This window comes from Actinoplanes subglobosus (assembly GCF_042650585.1).
Lineage (GTDB): Bacteria > Actinomycetota > Actinomycetes > Mycobacteriales > Micromonosporaceae > Actinoplanes > Actinoplanes subglobosus.
Window position 1 is genome coordinate 770,389 of record NZ_JBHSBL010000019.1, and the last position, 17,179, is coordinate 787,567.

Sequence of the window (17,179 nt, forward strand, 5' to 3'; positions counted from 1 at the left end):
TCGCCGGGACCGCCGCCAGGTCGGCAACCGGAGCCTGCTCGCACGGGCTCTCGAAGAAGCTGAACTCGGCGTCGAGCGCCAGCGGCCGCACCAGACGGCCCTGGAACAGCCCCGGGTCCAGGTCGGACGCCCCGATCGCCCAGGCCGCCGCGGCCGCCCGCAGGAACCCGGTCAGCGACTCCGCGTCGGTGTCCACGGCCAGCGCCGGCACACTCGTGACCTGCCCGGCCAGCGTGCTCAGCACCCGGCCCGGACCGACCTCGACGAACAGGTCCACCCGCTCGGCGGCCACCTCGACCGCCTGCTGGAACAGCACCGGGTCGATCATCTGCCGGCGCAGCAGCCCGGTCACGTCGGTACCGGGCGCGAGCACGTCCCCGGTCACCGTCGACACGACCGTCCGGTGCACCCGCCCGAACTCCTCACCGGCCAGCTCGGCGGCGAACGTCTCGACGGCCGGGGCGACCAGCGGCGAGTGGAACGCGTGCGACACCTTGAGCGCGGTGGCGTCCAGGCCGCGATCGCGGGCCCGCCGGCACACCTCCGCCACGTCGTCGACGGTTCCGGCGATCACCGTCTGCGACGTGCCGTTGTAGGCGGCGATCACCACCGGCAGCCCGTCGAACAGCTCCTTCACCACATCGGCCGAGGCGGTGATGCCGGCCATCGTCCCGGACGAGCTGTGCCGGGCCATGCTGCGGCCCCGCACCGCGGCCACCCGCAGCAGCGTCTGCTCATCGAACGTGCCGGCCCAGTGCAGGGCGGTGATCTCGCCGAGACTGTGCCCGACCGCCACCGACGCCGACACCCCGATCTCGTCGAGCACCCGCAACGCCGCCACCGAGCCGGTCACGATCCGCGGCTGGGCCACCTCGGTCGCGACCACGTCGGCACCGGTGGGCAGCGCCGCCGCCGTGTAGACGGCGTCCGCCTCGGCGAACCGCCGCCGCAAGGCTCCACCGCTGACCCCGGAGCCGGAACCCTGGCCCGGGAAGAGGAACCCGACCCGGGCCGGGCCACCGGCCCGGGCGATCAGGATCCGGCTGTCCGCCGAGATCAGCCGGGTCTCGCCGGCCACCAGCGCGTCCCGCAGCTTGCGCAGCTGCTCGACGGCGTCCTCCGGCGACCGCACCACCGTGGCGGCCCGCAACGGCAGCCCGCGCAGCTCTCCGTGCAGGGTCGCGGCCAGGTCGGCGAGCTGCCCGTAGGCCAGCGACGGCACGAACGCGATCAGCTGGTCCACCCGGCGCAGCAGCTCCTGCTCGGTGCCGCCGTCCATCAGCAGCAGCTCGGCGTCCTGGGCCGAACCGGCCAGCGCCCGGGTCCGCGAGTCCAGGCCGGTCCGCCCGCGCGGCCGCGAGTTCTCCAGCACGATGTGGGTGTTGATGCCGCCGAAGCCCATCGCCGTGACCCCGGCCCGCAGCGGTGCACCCGACGGCCACGGCTCGGCCTTGCGGACCAGTCGCAGGGCGGCGTCCGGGCTGTCCAGGAGCTCGTGCGCGTCAACCGACCCGATGCTGGGCGGCAGCACCTCGTGGTGCACCGCCAGCACCGCCTTGATCATGCCGGCCACCCCGGCGGCCGCCTTGGTGTGGCCGATCATGCCCTTGATCGACCCGATCGCGGCCGGCGGCGCCGACGGGTCGGCGGCCCGGCGGGCGGCCGACAGCGCGCTCAGCTCGGTCATGTCGCCGACCTTGGTGCCGGTGCCGTGCCCCTCGAACAGCGGGACCGTCTCCGGCCCGAACCCGGACCGCTCGTAGGCCCGCTGCAGCGCCAGCTGGTAGCCGCTGACCTCGGGCCGAGTCATGCCGCCCTTGCCGTCCGACGAGATGCCCCAGCCGGTGATCGACGCGTAGATCCGGTGCCCGGCGGCGACCGCGTCGTCCTCGCGCATCAGCACCACCATGCCGCAGCCCTCACCCGGCCAGAAGCCGTTGGAGAGCCGGTCGTAGACGCGCATCTCACCACTGGCCAGGGCGCCGGTCTTGGCGAAACCGATGATCTCGAACGGGTCGATGGACAGGTCGACACCACCGGCGACCGCCACGTCCACGTCCCCGTCGAGCAGCGCGCGGCTGGCCGTGGCCACCGACAGCAGGGACGACGAACAGGCGCCGTCCACCGTGTAGCCGCCACCCTTGAGGTCGAAGTAGTTGCAGATCCGGCCGGCGATCGTGTTCGACAGCGCACCGGCCAGAGTGTCCTCGTCGACCGACGGGAACGGGCTCTTGAACGTCGTCTCGAAGTCGGCCAGGAACCCGGCCAGCTGGTCGTCGTCCCAGTCCTGCTCCTTGAGAGCGGCGGCCACCATCCGCCGCACGTACGGCCACCGCAGCCGCAACTGGTTGGCCCGGGAGAACTCGCCGGTCAGGCTGTTGCCGACGACCACTCCGGTGCGCTCGCCGGGCAGGCCCTCACCGAGCGGGAACCCGGCGTCGGCCAGCGCGTGCGCGGCCACGTCCAGGGCCAGCCAGTGGGTCAGGTCGGTGGACCGGTAGGTGCTGCCGGCCACCTTGTAGGACACCCGGTCGAACTGGTAGCCCTCGATCACGGCGGCGTGCTTGGCGTAGAAGGCGTCCGGGGTGGCCGGGTCCGCGTTCCAGTAGTCGTCGAGCCGGATCCGGACGTCCGGCAGCCGCCGGAACGCGCGCCGCCCGGCCAGGGCGTTCTCCCACAGTTCCCGCGTCGACGTGGCGTCCGGATAGCGGCAGGCCATGCCCACGACGGCGATTCTCGTCATGCCTTCTCCCGTTTTCGGTCCACCGACGGCTGGTAGGCGCCCTTGATGCGCAGGCGCCACTGCTCGTACGCCGGCAGGGTGTCGTTGTGGTCCAGGCCCTCCAGGGCGTTGTCGTTGATCGCCGACGCCTCCTCCGGCGTGCGATCGCAGAAGATCCGGGTGGCGACCTCGTTGTGCGGCACCACCAGTCCCGCGCGCACCCGGGCGCCGGCGGCGAACGAGGCGCCCTGGGCGAGATCGGCGGCGTACGGTCCGGCCGCCTCGCGCAGCCACCGGAGCTCGACCTCGTCGGCGCCTCCGGCGTAGGTGGCGGCCAGCCCGGTGCCGGCATAGAGGTCGGCACGCCGGTGCTCCGGGAAGCGCTGGACCATGGCGTGCAGGCGCTCGGCGTCGGTGCCGGCGACGAACCACATGGCCCGGCCGACGCCCTGGTCGATGACGCGGGCGGCGTACCAGCGGGGGCCGTCGGCCGGCCAGGGGAAGCGTTCGTGCCGGTGCTGACCGTCGACGTACCGGGCGGTCCGGAAGTAGGCCTGGTGGAAGCCGTACCCGTCGAGGATCAGCCAGCGCAGCAGCGGGTCCGGGGCGTGCAGGGCGGGCCAGCACAGGCGTGGCAGCCGGGCCATCGCCCAGCCGACGCCGACGTAGGCCATGTAGACGTGCTGGTCGGCGCGTCCGGCGAGGAACCGCTCGACGTGCCGGCGGCCGCCGATCGGGAGGCCGTCACGGATCGCCAGGGCCATCGCGGCGCCTTCGTACGCGAATCCCCGGAATTCTTTACGGATTTGTTCCAGACCGGTTTCGGAATCGGTCGGCTGATCGGATTCGGCCGCCAGCGCGAACCCTTCCAGAAAGGTTCGGCCGACGTTTTCCAGGCGCTCTCGGGCGGCCGCGCTCTTGACGTGGAATCCGCGCACCTCGAGTGAGGTCTGAGAAACATCAGGGGTCAGTATCTTCCGGCGCATTCCACCGAGGACACCCATGCGAGCTCCCATCATCTCGTATTTACTTATCTTCTCGGCGTCATCACCCGGCGTCATCTCCAGAATTGCCGGGGAATCGTTTTCAGGTGACCGGGCGAACAGCCGTGACCTGCTCGCGTATCCGGGCCCGCCAGCATTCGTAGTCGGGTTCACCGGCGGCCGGGAATCCACCGGCGGCGACGTCGTCGGCGAGCAGAGCCGCCCGCGCCGGGGTGAGGCCGGCCAGTTCGGTGGTGGCCACCGCGGTGTGCGGCGGCTCGAACCCGGACCAGACCCGGGCCTTGGCCGCGAAGACCGCGCCCTGTGCCACGTGCCGCCAGTGGTCGCCGGACAGCTGCCGCAGTGTCGCGAGCCCGGCCGCGCCGGTGCCGCCGGCGAAGGTCGCCGCCAGGCCGACCCCGCTCCACAGGTCGGGCCGCCGATCGGCCGGGAACTCGTCGACGGCCGCCGCGGCGGCGGCCGGCACACCGCCGTGGATGAACCACAGGGCGCGGCCGATCCCCTGGTCCACGGCGCGGGGGAAGTAGTCGGCGCGGCCCTGCCAGGCGTACGGCGCGGGCCGGTCCTGGCGGTGCACGTACCGGTCGGTGTGGAAGTAGGCCAGGTCGAACCCGTAGCCGTCGACGGCCAGCCAGCTCATCGTCGGGTAGTACGGCGTGCCGGTCAGGTCGGGCAGCACCTTGTTCCAGGTGACCCGGGGCAGCCGGGTCATCGCGAAGCCGATGCCGATGTAGGTGAGGAAGGTGTGCGGCGCGCCGGGGCCGGCCAGGAGATCGCGGGCCCGCGTGCCACGCCCGCCGGACATCACGTCGCGGACCGTGCTGGCCATCGCCGCGCCCTCGTACGCGAACCCGCGCATCTCCGGCTCGACCAGTTCCAGCCGGCGTTCCAGGTCCCACAGCGTCCGGTTGTCGATCCCCCACTCGAAACCGCAGATCACCGCCTGCGGGATGGCCTCCAGCCGGCGCGTGGCGTCGGTGGCGGTGACCGGGAACCCGCGGGCGGCGAATCCGACCGACTCCAGCGACGGGGTCAGCGCCAGCCGGCGCAGCGTTCCGAGCATCGTGGGCATCTCTAGCCGTCCTTCGTCGGGGACGGCACCGTCGCGCCGTCGCGGTCGTGGCGAATGCCGATGCGGCGGGCCGTGGCGAAGCTCGCCCAGGCGCCGGCGTCGATCAGCGTGGCGTCGTGCGGGAAGTGCCGCCGGAACTCCTGCACCACCTCGGCGTCGACCTGGTAGGAGGCCAGTGCGGTGAGCAGGACGAGACGGCCCGCGGCACGCTGCGGCGCGGGCAGTCCGGCCACCAGGTCGGTGGACCAGCCGGTGTTCAGGCCGGTGTCCGCGCCGTTCCAGTCGTCCAGGACACCGAGCACGAGACGGCGTACCGCGGGATCGAGCGAACGCGCCCCGGCCGCCTCGAAGATCCGGAAGGACCGGGTGGCGGTGTCGGTGATCAGCGGGCTGCCGGCCGCCCACGCGGTGTCCGCGCGCGGTGGCGCGGGGTCGAGGAGCCGGTTGGCGCGGCCGGGTGCGAAGTCGCCGCGGACCACCGGGCGCAGCACCCGGCTGAGGCCCTGTTTGAGGCGGCGGCGCGGGCGCGGGCCGAGCCCGGGCGGAAGCAGGAAGTTGGACAGGAAGACGTTCACCATCCGGCTCAGGTAGTGGAAGCCGACGACGACGCCGACCAGTTCGGCGCGCTGCGCGGCGGTGACGCCGGCCGGCAGCGGCGGCCCGTCCGGGCGGTGCGCCTCCCGGGCCCAGGCGACGAAGTCCCGCAGTGCCGGGTCGCCGATCTCGTCGAGCCGGTCCAGGGCGATCGCCTCGGCGTCCCGCTCGCCGGTCAGGTCGTAGAGACCGACGGTGTGCATGTCCGCGCAGTAGGGGCAGACGTTGGCCACCGAGACGGCGGCGGCGACCGCTTCCTTGACCGTACGGGTGACCTCTCCCGACGGGAACAGGGGTTCCCGGGTGATCGCCCAGTAGGCGGCGAGCACGTCCGGGCTGGCCGAGTGCAGCAGCGCCGGCGGTACGACGATGCGCATCTCGTCGGCGACCTGCTGGTAGACCTGGGCGGTCAGTCCGCCCGCCGTGGACGGGTTCACCACGGCGACGTGCCTGACCTGTCGTTGGAGCACTGACGACGCGATGCGGCCGGGAACCATCGTGACCTCGCGATCCTCAGGCGACGCCGGCTATGTACGGCTCCGGCGACCGGTGGATCCGGCTCAGCGCGTGCTGGCGTGCGTCCAGCAGCGCGAGCAGGACGGGTGGATCGAGGAGCCGGCTGCGGCGCAGTTCGATGTCGGCGGCGACGACGGTGTCGGCGTGCACGGTGACCGGGCCGTGGGTGGCCACCGAGACCGGGACGTCGGCCCGGGTCACCGCGGCCGGACCGGCGGGGACGGCCTGGGCCAGCACGTACCACGTGCCGATCGGAACGGCGTCGAAGGTGACGCGCCCGGGCCGGTCCAGGACCGCACAGCGCACCGGGCGGCCCTCCGGGATCCGCTCGGCGAACAGGCCGATGAAGATGTTCGTGTCGTCGTCCGAGTCGGGGACGGTGACCTGGAGCGACATCCGGGCGCCGGAGGGGCGGCCGGTGCGGCGCTCGATACCGGAGTGGATGACCGAGGCGAACCCGGCCCGCCGGCGGTAGGTGGTCGGGGACATGCCGACGCTGCGGCTGAAGCGGGAGCTGAAGGTGCCCACGCTGTTGTAGCCGACGTAGACGCTGATGTCGGCCACGTTCATGGTGGTGGACACCAGCAGGTCCTTGGCCCGCTGGAGACGCAGCGCGGAGAGGAATCTCGCCGGTGAGACACCCGTCACCCGCTGGAACATCCGGGTGAAGTGGAACTTGCTGAACATTGCCGCACGGGCGAGATCGTCGACCGTGAGCTGCTCACCCATTCGTTCTCGCATGGTTTCGATGGAACGTAGGACGGCCCGTTCGGAAACGTCTTGCATGACACCCCCCAAACATTGTTTCCGCCATTGATCGGACTAAAGAGCGCAGCATTCAGCGACCGGTTTTGTTAACTCGGAAGTAACTGATGCGGTTCAGTTTCCCATTCATCAACGCTGATCTCGCCGACCATGGGCAAGGCTATCCGACCGGTAACGGCACTTCAACCCTCGATCACCGAGCAGGCACGCAGCGCAATCATGAAGTAAAAATGGATACCGGCACTGCCGGGTACGGATAGCGTATATCTCCAGTACGGGCGATAAACTCCGGATCAGCCCGATCCGAGGACCCGTCCGGCCCGGCGGGCGGCGGCCATGCTCGCCCAGGCGGTGAAGCGGACCAGCGTCTCGTCGTCGGCCTTGCCCAGCCCGGCGACGTCGGAGTCGGTGACCCGGTAGGACGCGAACGCGGTCAGCAGCGCGAGACGCCCGGCCGGCCGGTGCCGTTCCGCCAGCCCGCGCAGCGCCTCGTCCAGCCAGGGTCCCGCGCTCAGGCCCGGTCCGCGCTCGGCCGGGTCGGCGAGCCGGCACAGCACGAGCTCGCGGACCTCCTCCGGCACCACCGCGGCGCCCGCCTCGTCGATCGCGCCGCAACCGCGGCTCAGGGCGTCCGCGATCACCGGCACCGGCGCGGCCCACCCGAGGTCGGCCGGCAGCTCGCGCGGCGGCAGCATGCCCACCGCTGCTCCCGGGGTCGCCCCGGCCCTGGCCAGGCGCCCGAGCAGCAGCGGAGCCACCCGGCGGCCCACCGGCCAGGCACCGGGCGGCATCGGAGCCAGCGGCGACTCGGCCAGGAACAGGTTCACCATGCGGTTGATGTGGTGGAACGCGACCACGACACCGATCTGTGTCACGGTCACGGCAGGCGGGAACGGTGACGGCCCCTCCCCCACGGCCCAGCGGCGCGCGGCCGCGATCCGCGGGTCGTCGTCGCCGTTGCGTCCCGGGCCCAGTCCGGTCAGCGCGGCGCCGTGCACCTCGACGCAGTACGGGCACGAGTTGCGCGCCGACACGGCCGCCGCCACCGCCTCCTTCGCCCGCCGGTCGGCCGGATCACCCGCCACCAGCGTCTCGCGCAGCACCAGCCAGACCGCTTCGAGCACCTCCGGCGACGCCGCGTGCAGCGCCACCGGTGGCGCGAACATGCCGAACTCCGACTCCATCTGGCGGTAGATCCGGGACACCCGATCCGGCGCCCCGCGGTCGGTCACCGGGGTCAGCCGGCGGATGTGACGCAGCGCCAAAGCACGGGCGCCGCGCACGAACAAGGAGCCCACGGAATCCCCTTTCCTCGACTCCATGGTTCGTTCCGGGAAGGCCCGGTCGCATCTCCGTCCTTGCGGCGCGGACCCGTCGCATACGAGAGATAATTAAGATCTTTTTGACCGTGTTCGATGCCTGATGTCAACCGTGAGCGGGCCGAATACCCGTCATTCTCATCGGTTGCCATGCCTATCGATCTCCCATAACCTCACGAACAGTCCGACGGCTACAGGGGACAGCCGCCCGCCGAAATGGCAGCCCTCGGAGCCTGGGGGGAGTGAGCGCGGCATGGTCCTCGGCAAGGACGGGCAGTCCGATCCCACCTTCGCCTCCGTCGCCACGCCACCTCAGCGCCGCAGTGCCGGGCAGCCGGCCGACAGCACACCATGAGCGCCTTCCCGGCCGGCACCGGCTCCCAGGGCAGCACATCACGCGGGCACCGGCTGCTGGGGCCGCTGTCCCGGCAGCAGGGCGACACTGCAGTCGTCCCCCAGGAAAGTTCACCTACAGACGACGTGGCGGCGTTCGTCGGTTGCGGGGAGCAACATGCGCATTTCAGATCTCAGTCGACAATCCGGCGTACCCGTCGCGACGATCAAGTTCTACCTGCGGGAGCAACTGCTCCCGCCGGGTGAGCCGACCGGCCGCAACCAGGCCGTCTACAGCGAGGTGCACCTGCGCCGGCTGGAACTGATCAGGGTGATGACCGCACAGGGCCGGCTCGACCTCAACTCGGTGCGGCGCCTGCTCACCGGCATCACCGACGAGCGGATGCCACTGGCCGACCTCCTGGAGACCCTCAACGCCGTGACCACCGGATCGGACAATCTCATGCCGTCCGACTCCCACTTCATGACCCAGGCGCACGCCGATGTGGACCGCATCGTCGAGGACGCCGGCTGGCAGGTGCGCACCGACGGCGCGAGCCGGGACCGGCTGGCGCACGCCCTGGCCGCGATGCGCAGGCTGGGCTGCGACTGCACGATCGACTACTTCGACGGTTACGTCGCCGCGGCCGATCAGCTGGCCCGCCGGGAGAGCGATCTCATCGCGCCGGACCACGTCGACCGGGCCGCGGTGATCGCCCGGAGTCTCCTGCTCGAACAGGCTTTCGCCGCGATGCACGGCCTGGCACGGGAACATCACGTGCTGCGCCGCGTCGGGCCCGTGCCGGGCTGACCGGCGAACCGATCGCGCGGCACGAGCCCCGGGGCATCGCCCCGCTACCGCAACGCCGTGGCGAACTGGCCGGGACGGCGGCCCTCGCCGGACGGCCCGCGGTAGGCCTGGGCGATCTCCAGCCACTGCCCGGCATCCGCGCCGGTTGCCCGGATCGCCAGATCAGCGTGGTGCCGGCGCCGTGTCACCAGCAGGCAGAAGTCGACGGCCGGACCGGTCACCCGATCCTTCGCGTCGGCCGGGCCGAACTCCCAGACCTCGCCGGACGGCGCGGTGATCTCGAAACGGAACGGCGCGGCCGGTGCCTCCGACCCGCGCGCCAGGTACCCGAAATCCCACGTACGCACCGCGAACGTCACCAGGTGACGCAGCCGGTCGGTGTGCGTACGCCGGACGCCGAGCGCGTCGGCGATGTCCTGCCCGTGGCCGAACAGCTCCATCATCCCGGCGGCCGCCAGTGTGGCCGCCGGGATGGGCCGCACCAGCCACGGCACCAGCTGGTCCGGCGGCAGCGCCCGCAGCGCCGCCGACGCCGCGGCCCGTTCGGCACGCCACCGGGACAGCAGGACCTCCGGCGCCTCGGCGAGGTACGGGCTCATCGCCCGCTGCACGTTGACGTCGAAGTCCGGGGACAGCCGTGCCGCCATGGCACCGAACGTCTGCGGGTCGGCGGCCGCCAGCGACGCCAGCTTGAACGTCGCCGCCAGGTGGGCGACCTGATGAGCGACGGTCCAGCCGGGTGACGGGGTCGGCGTCGCCCAGCCGTCGGCGGTCAGCCCGTCGACCATCGCGTCCACCTCGGCGGCGGCCAGGTCGAGGTCGTCGGTCACGTTCGCCGGGGCGGTCACTTCGCGGCCCCGTCCCGCGGGCAGTTCTGGTAGACCGCCAGCACCCAGCGCCCGTCCCGCTTGACCAGGATCCAGGAGGCACGGATGGCGCTGGCGTCGGGCAGCTCGGTCGCGCCCGGCGGCAGCACACCGCCCTCGGTCAGCACCGCGACCGCGCCCGGGGCCAGCGGCTTGACCGCGATCGGCCGGCCGGTGACCGTCGTGCCCCGGTAGGGACCGGCGTAGGCGGCGGCCATGAACTCGCGGATCGCGGCCTTCCCGGTCTGGTAGACGCCCGGCAGGATCAGCGTCCCGTCCTCGGCGAACAGGTCGGCGAACGCGTCCGCGTCGTGGGCGGCCCAGGCCTCGACCATGCGGCGGGACACCGCGGCCAGCTCGGCCTGCTCCCCGGCCTCGGGCTCGGGCTTCGTGGTCGTCGTCATGCCACTTCTCCTCAGCACCTCGATGGAACGATCGAGGTTCATCTTGGCCGCGGCCAGGGAGAGCGGGCGTCTTCCAGCGTGCGGCAGCCCGGACGGCCGCAACCGGGAAGATGCACCGGCCCCGGCCCGCGATCGACGATGAATCGCGCACTCCATTTCGGACGAAAGGGGCGACGCGGTGCTCGACATCGCTGTAGAACTGAACGCGGAACAGGTGATGATCCTCGAAGCGTTCGCGGACACCATCATCCCGGGCGAGCGACGCGGCCCGGAGGATCGGGCGGTGGCCGGCGCGGCCACCGGAGGAGGAGCGGTCACCTCCGGGGCGGTGGACCTGATGGTCTCCGTCGAGGGCGGGATCGCCGGAATGCTCGACACACTCACCATCGCGCTCGGCGATCATGCCGTGGCGTACGCGAAACTCCACTCGCTGGACCTCGACCCGGCCGTGCCGCCACTGGTGGCGCTGCCGTTCGGCCATCGGACCGCGCTCGTCGCCGCGCTGACCGCGCCGGAGCACCCGGAGCAGGAGATGTGGGTGGCGCTGGCCATGTTCAGCGCCATGGCCTGGGACACCGGCGCCGCCGACCACACCGTCGACGCGATGGCCGGCGGGCACCCCGGGCTGCTGCAGGCCGGCTTCACCCGGCCGGACGACGACGGCCTCTGGCGGTTCCCCGACTTCTCCTACCGCCGCGTCCTCGCCCGGCCCCATCCGCACACCACCGCGACAGGAGACCCGGAATGACCGATACCGGAAAGGTCGACGTCGTCGTCATCGGCAGCGGCTTCGGCGGGTCGATACCCGCCTACCGGCTGGCCGCCGGCGGCGCCCGTGTGGTGGTCCTGGAACGCGGCCCGTGGCTGACCGCCGAGGACTTCGGCCACGACTTCAAGTTCGGCAGCGCCAGCACCCGCGCCTTCGAGTTCACCATGGGCGATGGCATGAACGTGCTCGGCGGCAACTGCGTCGGCGGCGGCAGCGTCGTCTACTTCGCCGCCATGCCGCGGGCACCCCGCTTCACCTTCGACCGGCACGGCAGCGTCGGCCGCCGGCTGTGGCCCCGGGCGGTCGACCGGGCCCACCTCGACCCGTGGTACGACATGGTCGCCGAGTCGCTGCCGATCACCCGCAACGACTGGGACGACGTCACGTTCTCCGGCGGGCTGTGGGCCGCGGCCTGCTCGCACGCCGGGCGCACGGCGAACCCGGTGCCCGCCGCGATCGACCGGGCCGCCTGCACCAACTGCAACTGGATGATGTCCGGGTGCCGGTTCGACGCCAAGCGGTCGCTGCTGCTCAACTACATCCCGGCCGCGGTGGCGCACGGCGCGGAGATCCGGCCGCTGCACGAGGTCCAGTACCTGTCGCGGACCTCCGACGGCGGCTACCGGGTGCACTTCAACACCGTGGACGAGGTCGACTACCGGATCGTCACCGGCACCGGCACCATCGAGGCGCCGATCGTGATCGTCGCCGCCGGCGCGGCCGCCAGCCCGGTCATCCTGCAGCGCTCGGAGGCCACCCTCGGGGAGATGCCGACCGCGGTCGGGCGCAACTTCTCCGGTAACGGCGAGCGGCTGAACACGGCGATCATGAACGAGGACCGGGTACGGGAGGTGCTGGGACTCAGCCGGGCCGACGGGCGTGCCTACGAGGCCTACCAGATCGGCAAGGGCCCGACCTGCGCCAGCTGGGACCGGCTCGACGGCGACCTGCCCGAGTTCAGCCGGTACTCGCTGGAGCAGCTCTACTTCCCGCCCGGTTTCGGGACCATCCTGGCCCAGGCGCCGGACGCCACCGGTCCCAGCTGGTTCGGGCTGGACAAGAAGGAGATCCTGAAACGCTGGCAGTCCTGGCTGACCATCTTCGTGATGAGCGAGGACGACAACGAGGGCGTGTTCGGGCCACCGCCGGCGACCGGCAACGCCGACCGGATCTCGCAGCAGATGCTCAGCCGGGGCGGCCTGCGGTACCGGCCGACCGCGAACACGCTGTCCGGCTGGGCGGCCGCCGACGCCGACTGCCGCGACATCCTCGAACGCGACGGGCTGGCCCGGGTCATGCCGTGGACCAACGACGTGATCGGGGCGTACACGGTGCACCCGTTGTCGTCCTGCCGGATCGGCGACGACCCGGAACTGTCCGCCCTGGACGACCGGCACGAACTGCGCGGTCACCCGGGCATCTTCGTCACCGACGGTTCCGCGGTACCGGCCGGTCTCACCGTCAACCCGGCTTTCACCATCGCGGCGCTGGCCGAACGCGCGGTCCCCGGCATCGTCGAGGCGGCGGCGGCCCGGGGCGTGGACGTCCGGTACGTCTCCGCTCCCCCGGCGCACGCCGCGACCAGCCGCCGCCCACTGACCGTCGGTTAGGACGCGGCAAAGAGGCCCGCCACACCGGTGGCGGGCCTCTCGTGTGTCCGCGTCAGGCCGGTGACGGCACGTCGAACAGGGTCGGGAACGTCCTGGTCAGCCCCAGGTCGCCGCGAGCCTTCAGCTTGCCCCGCAGGAACAGCGTCCACGCGGCCGCGTTACCGGTGGCCATCCGCACGAAATTCACCGCGTCCAGGCGCAGCGTCAGCCGCGGCACCTGGTCGCCGACCGGGCCGGTGGCGCACCGGCCGTCGCCGATGACCACCTGGTAGACGTCCTCGGCACCCTCGGCCGGGCCGTGCACGTGCCAGTGCACCACCGCGCTCAGATCACCGGCCCGGTCCGCCCGGAACGTCTCCGGCATGCCCGCGAAGAGGGCGTCCAGCGTCTCGCGGCGCCGCTCGCCCCGCAGCAGCAGGTCGAGTTCGTCGTACGACGCGCCGCGCACCCACGCCGCGAAGGCGGCCTGATCCAGCATCTCAGACCACCGTCGGCTCGGCCGGAGCGAACTTGTCGACGAGTGCGGCGATCTCCGGGGCGAACAGCGCGTCCGGCGGGTCGATCAGGCCGGCCACCCGCATGAACGTCTCGGTGATCCGGGCGTCGAACCGGGCCGCCGACTGCAACCGGCCCATGTACGCGTTGGCCGCCTCGATCTCCGGCGTCCGCTCACCCTCCACCTCGGGCCAGGCCAGGTCACCACCGGCCGCGATCCCCCACGGCACGTCGATGATCCGGGCCGCCGCCTCGTGGAACCGTTGCGGCACCGGCGGCTCCCCCTCGGCCAGCATCGCCCGCAACGCCATCGCCTCCAGGGCGGCCACCGTCATGCCCTGCCCGTAGATCGGGTTGAAGCTGCACAGCCCGTCGCCGAGGACGACCATCCGCTCGGGGAAACGGTCCAGGGCTTCGTAGCGGCGGCGCACACTGGCCGGGAACCGGATCACCGCGGGCGGGCCCTCCGGCTCGGCGTCCTTGATCGCCTCGTAGATCCGGTCGGTGCACAGCTCCTTGGCCGCGGCACGGAACTCCTCGATGGTGGCCGGCGGCGGGGCACCGAGCATCCGGGTCAACGACAGCGAGTGCCGGTCGCCCTTGACCCGGCCCATGAATGCGCCTGTGGGGTAGTTGGGCGTACCGAGCGGAATGATCGACAGGCTGTCCTCGAGCGGGCTGACCGGCAGCCGGAAGAAGCACGACGAGTAGGACAGGTTGATCTTCACCCGCTCCTCGGCGGGCCGGTCGTAACCGAGTTCGCGCAGCCACACCGGCATGCGCGAGCCCCGGCCGGTGGTGTCGACGACGAGATCCGCCGCGTAGGTCTGCTGCGTCCCGGCCGCGGTGTGGTGCACCCGGACCCCGGTGACACGGGTCCGCTCCGGGTCGGTGACCGGGCTGAGGATCTCGACACCGGCGACGAACCCGATGTTCGCGATCGCGGCGACCCGGTCCCGGACGTGCTGCTCCAGGTCGGTACGGGTCGCGTTGACCACGACGAGCCCGGTGCGCACCGACGCGAGCCGTTCGCCGTCGAGGTACCAGTGCAGCTGCCCCATGTCGGTGCACGGGACCCCGGAAGCCTCCACCTCGGCGGTGAACCCGGGGAACAGCTCGTTGAGGATCTGCTCGCCCCGGGCCAGCAACGCATGGGCGTGCACCGCCTGCGGCGTCCCCCGCCGCGGACCGGTGCTGCCGAGCAGGTCGTCACGGTCGAGGACGAGCACCTCTGCGTAGTGGTCGGACAGCACCCGCGCGGCCAGCAGACCCGCCATGCTCCCGCCGAGCACGATCGCCCGGCCACCCACTTCTCTCACCACCATCGTGGACTCCTTCGGTCATCAGGCTGCGCGGACGTACACGCCCCCACATCGTCGATCGACGCCGGACGGGCCCACATCTCCAGAAATGCCGGGCGGGGAGCAACCGCGGAGATGAGATCACCCGCTACCGGCGGTGACGATGCGAAGGCCATGTCCTCACGTCCGAAGGAGCACTGTGGAAACCACCCGCACACCCACCCAGGCGGAACTGGTGCGCCGCGTCGCGGACCTGGCGCCGCTGCTGCGCTCGCACGCCGACCGGGCCGATCAGGACCGGCGGCTGGCCGACGAGTCGGTGGCCGCCCTGACCGAGGCCGGCCTGTTCAGGATGCGCGTGCCGCTGCGCTACGGCGGCTACGAGAGTGACGCCGCCACCATGGTCGCGGTCGCCACCGAGCTGGGCCGCGCCGACGCGTCGGCCGCCTGGACCACCGGCGTCGCCTGGATCACCACCTTCATGGCCGGGCTCTTCCCCGACGAGGTGCAGGACGAGGTGTTCGCCACCCCGGACCTGCGCATGTGCGGGACGCTGAGCCCGTCCGCACTGGCCGAGCCGGTCGACGGCGGCGTCACCGTCAACGGCCGGTGGGGGTTCGTCAGCGGCGCCCTGCACAGCCAGTGGCAGGTCCTGGTCGCCATGATGCCCACCCCGGACGGCCGTCAGCTGCCGATCATGGCCCTGGCGCCGCTGGCCGACCTGGGCATCGTCGACGACTGGCACACCAGCGGCCTGCGTGCCTCCGGCAGTGTCACCACCGTCGCCGAGAACGTCTTCGTCCCGGCCGCCCGGATCCTGCCGCTGCCCGCCGTCCTCCAGGAGCAGTACGCCTCCAAGCAGAACGCCGACTCGGAGATCTTCCGGGGCCCGCTGCTGCCCACGGCTTCCGCCTCGTCGGTCGGCACCGCCGTCGGCCTGGCCCGCGCCGCGATCGACGTGTTCCTGGAGCGCCTGCCCGACCGCAAGATCACCTACACCACGTACTCCAGCCAGGGCGAGGCGCCGCTGACCCACCGCCAGGTCGCCGACGCCACCCTGCGCGCCGACGCCGCCGAGTTCCACGCCCAGCGGGTCGCGCGGCTGCTCGACACCAAGAACGCCTCCGGCGGGCAGTGGACGGTCCTGGAACGTGCCCGGGCCCGCGCCGACCTGGGACGGGCCTGCGAGCTCGCCCTGGAGGCGGTGCGGATCCTGCGCCAGGCCAGCGGCGGGTCGTCGATCTACACCTCCGCCCCGATCCAGCGCATCGAGCATGACGTCCAGGCGATCAACCTGCACGCCCTGATGCACGGCGACACCAACCTCGAGCTGTACGGACGTGTCCTCTGCGGCCTCGAACCCAACACCTTCTACCTGTAGGGGCGCCTGTATGGAACCGTTCCGGATCGACATCCCCCAGGCCGAACTCGACGACCTCCAGCGGCGGCTCGCCGGCACACGCTGGCCCGACGACCTGCCGGACGCCGGCTGGGACCGCGGCGTGCCGATGCACTACCTCAAGGAACTCGCCGACCACTGGCAGAACGACTACGACTGGCGCGCCGCCGAGGCCGCGATCAACAAGTTCCCGCAGTTCGTCACCGAGATCGACGGCGCCCGGGTGCACTTCCTGCACGTGCGCTCGCCCGAGCCGGACGCCACACCGGTCCTGCTCACCCACGGCTGGCCCGGCTCGATCGCCGAGTTCCTCAAGGTGATCGAACCGCTGACCGACCCGGCGGCGCACGGCGGTGACGCCGCCGACGCCGTCCACCTGGTCATCCCGTCGGTGCCCGGCTACGGCTTCTCCAGCCCGCTGCGCGAACCCGGCTGGGACCTGGTCCGCATCGCGTCGGCCTGGGCCGAGCTGATGCGCCGCCTCGGCTACGAACGGTACGTGGCCCAGGGCGGCGACTTCGGCTCGGTGGTGTCGCTGGTGCTCAGCCAGGTGGCGCCCGAGGCGGTGCTGGGCGTGCACGTGAACCTGCTGCTCACGCCTCCGCCGCCGGACGACCCGGCGGCGCTGGCCGGCCTGGACCAGGGCGACCTGGACCGGCTGGGCCTGCTGGCCGGTTTCGCCGCCGGTGACCTCTCCGGCTACATGAAACTCCAGGCCACCCGCCCGCAGACGCTCGCCTACGCGCTCACCGACTCGCCGGTGGGCCAGCTGGCCTGGATCGTCGAGAAGTTCCGGGACTGGACCGGCGGCAACGGCCTGCCCGAGGACGCGGTGGACCGCGACCAGATGCTCACCGACGTGACGATCTACTGGCTGACCCGGACGGCCGGCACGTCGGCGCAGCTCTACTACGAGACCTCGGCGGTCCTGCCGATCGCCCCGCCGCCGGCCGAGGCGCCGCCCCCGATGACGGTGCCGCTGGCCGTCTCGGTCTTCCCGCACGAGATGTTCCTGCCGGTCCGGCGGCTGGCCGAGGCCATGTACCCGGGCATCGTCCAGTGGACCGAACACGACCGGGGCGGCCACTTCGCCGCCATGGAACAGCCCGCCCTGCTGATCGACGACCTGCGCCGCTTCGTCGCGGCCCTACGCACCAGCCCCACCCGCTGACCTTCGGGGCGAACACCAGGGCCGGGCG

At 72.0% G+C, this 17,179-nt stretch carries 15 protein-coding genes; 5 read left to right on the forward strand and 10 right to left on the reverse strand.

Annotated elements, in window-relative coordinates:
* The 6 genes from ACFO0C_RS28990 to ACFO0C_RS29015 all read right to left on the reverse strand — a co-directional run.
* Positions 1–2,743 (reverse strand): type I polyketide synthase (locus ACFO0C_RS28990; RefSeq protein WP_378069868.1); only part of this gene is annotated, 2,743 nt, incomplete at its 3' end.
* Entirely contained in the window at positions 2,740–3,726 is a 987-nt protein-coding gene (locus tag ACFO0C_RS28995; RefSeq protein WP_378069926.1) for a DUF1702 family protein, read from the reverse strand. The genes ACFO0C_RS28990 and ACFO0C_RS28995, both read right to left, overlap by 4 nt.
* 82 nt (positions 3,727–3,808) lie before the next feature.
* The gene (locus tag ACFO0C_RS29000; protein ID WP_378069869.1) at positions 3,809–4,798 is read right to left on the reverse strand and encodes a DUF1702 family protein; all 990 of its coding nucleotides are present in this window, start codon (positions 4,796–4,798) and stop codon (positions 3,809–3,811) included.
* A gap of 2 nt (positions 4,799–4,800) precedes the next feature.
* Positions 4,801–5,862 carry a carboxymuconolactone decarboxylase family protein gene (locus ACFO0C_RS29005; RefSeq protein WP_378069870.1) on the reverse strand — a complete coding sequence of 354 codons (1,062 nt, stop codon included), beginning with the start codon at positions 5,860–5,862 and terminating at the stop codon, positions 4,801–4,803.
* Between the two features lie 43 nt (positions 5,863–5,905).
* Positions 5,906–6,694: a helix-turn-helix domain-containing protein gene (locus ACFO0C_RS29010; protein WP_378069871.1), complete on the reverse strand. Its 789-nt coding sequence runs from the start codon at positions 6,692–6,694 to the stop codon at positions 5,906–5,908.
* Positions 6,695–6,966: 272 nt separating this feature from the next.
* A complete protein-coding gene (locus ACFO0C_RS29015; RefSeq protein ID WP_378069872.1) occupies positions 6,967–7,971 on the reverse strand; it encodes a carboxymuconolactone decarboxylase family protein in 1,005 nt (334 codons plus the stop codon).
* Between the two features lie 532 nt (positions 7,972–8,503).
* Here ACFO0C_RS29015 and ACFO0C_RS29020 point away from each other — a divergent pair.
* Positions 8,504–9,136: a MerR family transcriptional regulator gene (locus ACFO0C_RS29020; RefSeq protein ID WP_378069873.1), complete on the forward strand. Its 633-nt coding sequence runs from the start codon at positions 8,504–8,506 to the stop codon at positions 9,134–9,136.
* A 44-nt stretch (positions 9,137–9,180) separates the two neighbouring features.
* On the opposite strand, the gene ACFO0C_RS29025 is transcribed toward ACFO0C_RS29020, so the two are convergent.
* Both ACFO0C_RS29025 and ACFO0C_RS29030 read right to left on the reverse strand, forming a co-directional pair.
* On the reverse strand, positions 9,181–9,984 hold the full coding sequence (locus ACFO0C_RS29025) for a TIGR03084 family metal-binding protein (RefSeq protein ID WP_378069874.1): 804 nt from the start codon (positions 9,982–9,984) through the stop codon (positions 9,181–9,183).
* Positions 9,981–10,406, reverse strand: coding sequence for an SgcJ/EcaC family oxidoreductase (locus tag ACFO0C_RS29030; protein ID WP_378069875.1), 426 nt, complete (start codon positions 10,404–10,406; stop codon positions 9,981–9,983). Before ACFO0C_RS29030 ends, ACFO0C_RS29025 begins: the two co-directional genes overlap by 4 nt.
* 217 nt (positions 10,407–10,623) lie before the next feature.
* Between ACFO0C_RS29030 and ACFO0C_RS29035 the strand changes: the two genes are divergently transcribed.
* Positions 10,624–11,154, forward strand: a complete 531-nt coding sequence (locus tag ACFO0C_RS29035) for a DUF5987 family protein (protein ID WP_378069927.1) — start codon at positions 10,624–10,626, stop codon at positions 11,152–11,154.
* A complete protein-coding gene (locus tag ACFO0C_RS29040; protein ID WP_378069876.1) occupies positions 11,151–12,785 on the forward strand; it encodes an FAD-dependent oxidoreductase in 1,635 nt (544 codons plus the stop codon). The genes ACFO0C_RS29035 and ACFO0C_RS29040 overlap by 4 nt, the downstream gene beginning before the upstream one ends.
* A 52-nt stretch (positions 12,786–12,837) precedes the next feature.
* Here ACFO0C_RS29040 and ACFO0C_RS29045 read toward each other — a convergent pair whose 3' ends face one another.
* Together ACFO0C_RS29045 and ACFO0C_RS29050 are read right to left on the reverse strand one after the other, a co-directional pair.
* The gene (locus tag ACFO0C_RS29045) at positions 12,838–13,263 is read right to left on the reverse strand and encodes an SCP2 sterol-binding domain-containing protein (RefSeq protein ID WP_378069877.1); all 426 of its coding nucleotides are present in this window, start codon (positions 13,261–13,263) and stop codon (positions 12,838–12,840) included.
* 1 nt (position 13,264) lies between these two features.
* Positions 13,265–14,605: an FAD-dependent oxidoreductase gene (locus ACFO0C_RS29050; RefSeq protein WP_378069878.1), complete on the reverse strand. Its 1,341-nt coding sequence runs from the start codon at positions 14,603–14,605 to the stop codon at positions 13,265–13,267.
* A 139-nt stretch (positions 14,606–14,744) separates the two neighbouring features.
* Between ACFO0C_RS29050 and ACFO0C_RS29055 the strand changes: the two genes are divergently transcribed.
* Both ACFO0C_RS29055 and ACFO0C_RS29060 read left to right on the forward strand, forming a co-directional pair.
* Positions 14,745–15,962, forward strand: coding sequence for an acyl-CoA dehydrogenase family protein (locus tag ACFO0C_RS29055; protein ID WP_378069879.1), 1,218 nt, complete (start codon positions 14,745–14,747; stop codon positions 15,960–15,962).
* Between the two features lie 10 nt (positions 15,963–15,972).
* The gene (locus ACFO0C_RS29060) at positions 15,973–17,151 is read left to right on the forward strand and encodes an epoxide hydrolase family protein (RefSeq protein ID WP_378069880.1); all 1,179 of its coding nucleotides are present in this window, start codon (positions 15,973–15,975) and stop codon (positions 17,149–17,151) included.
* The last annotated feature ends 28 nt before the right edge of the window (positions 17,152–17,179 follow it).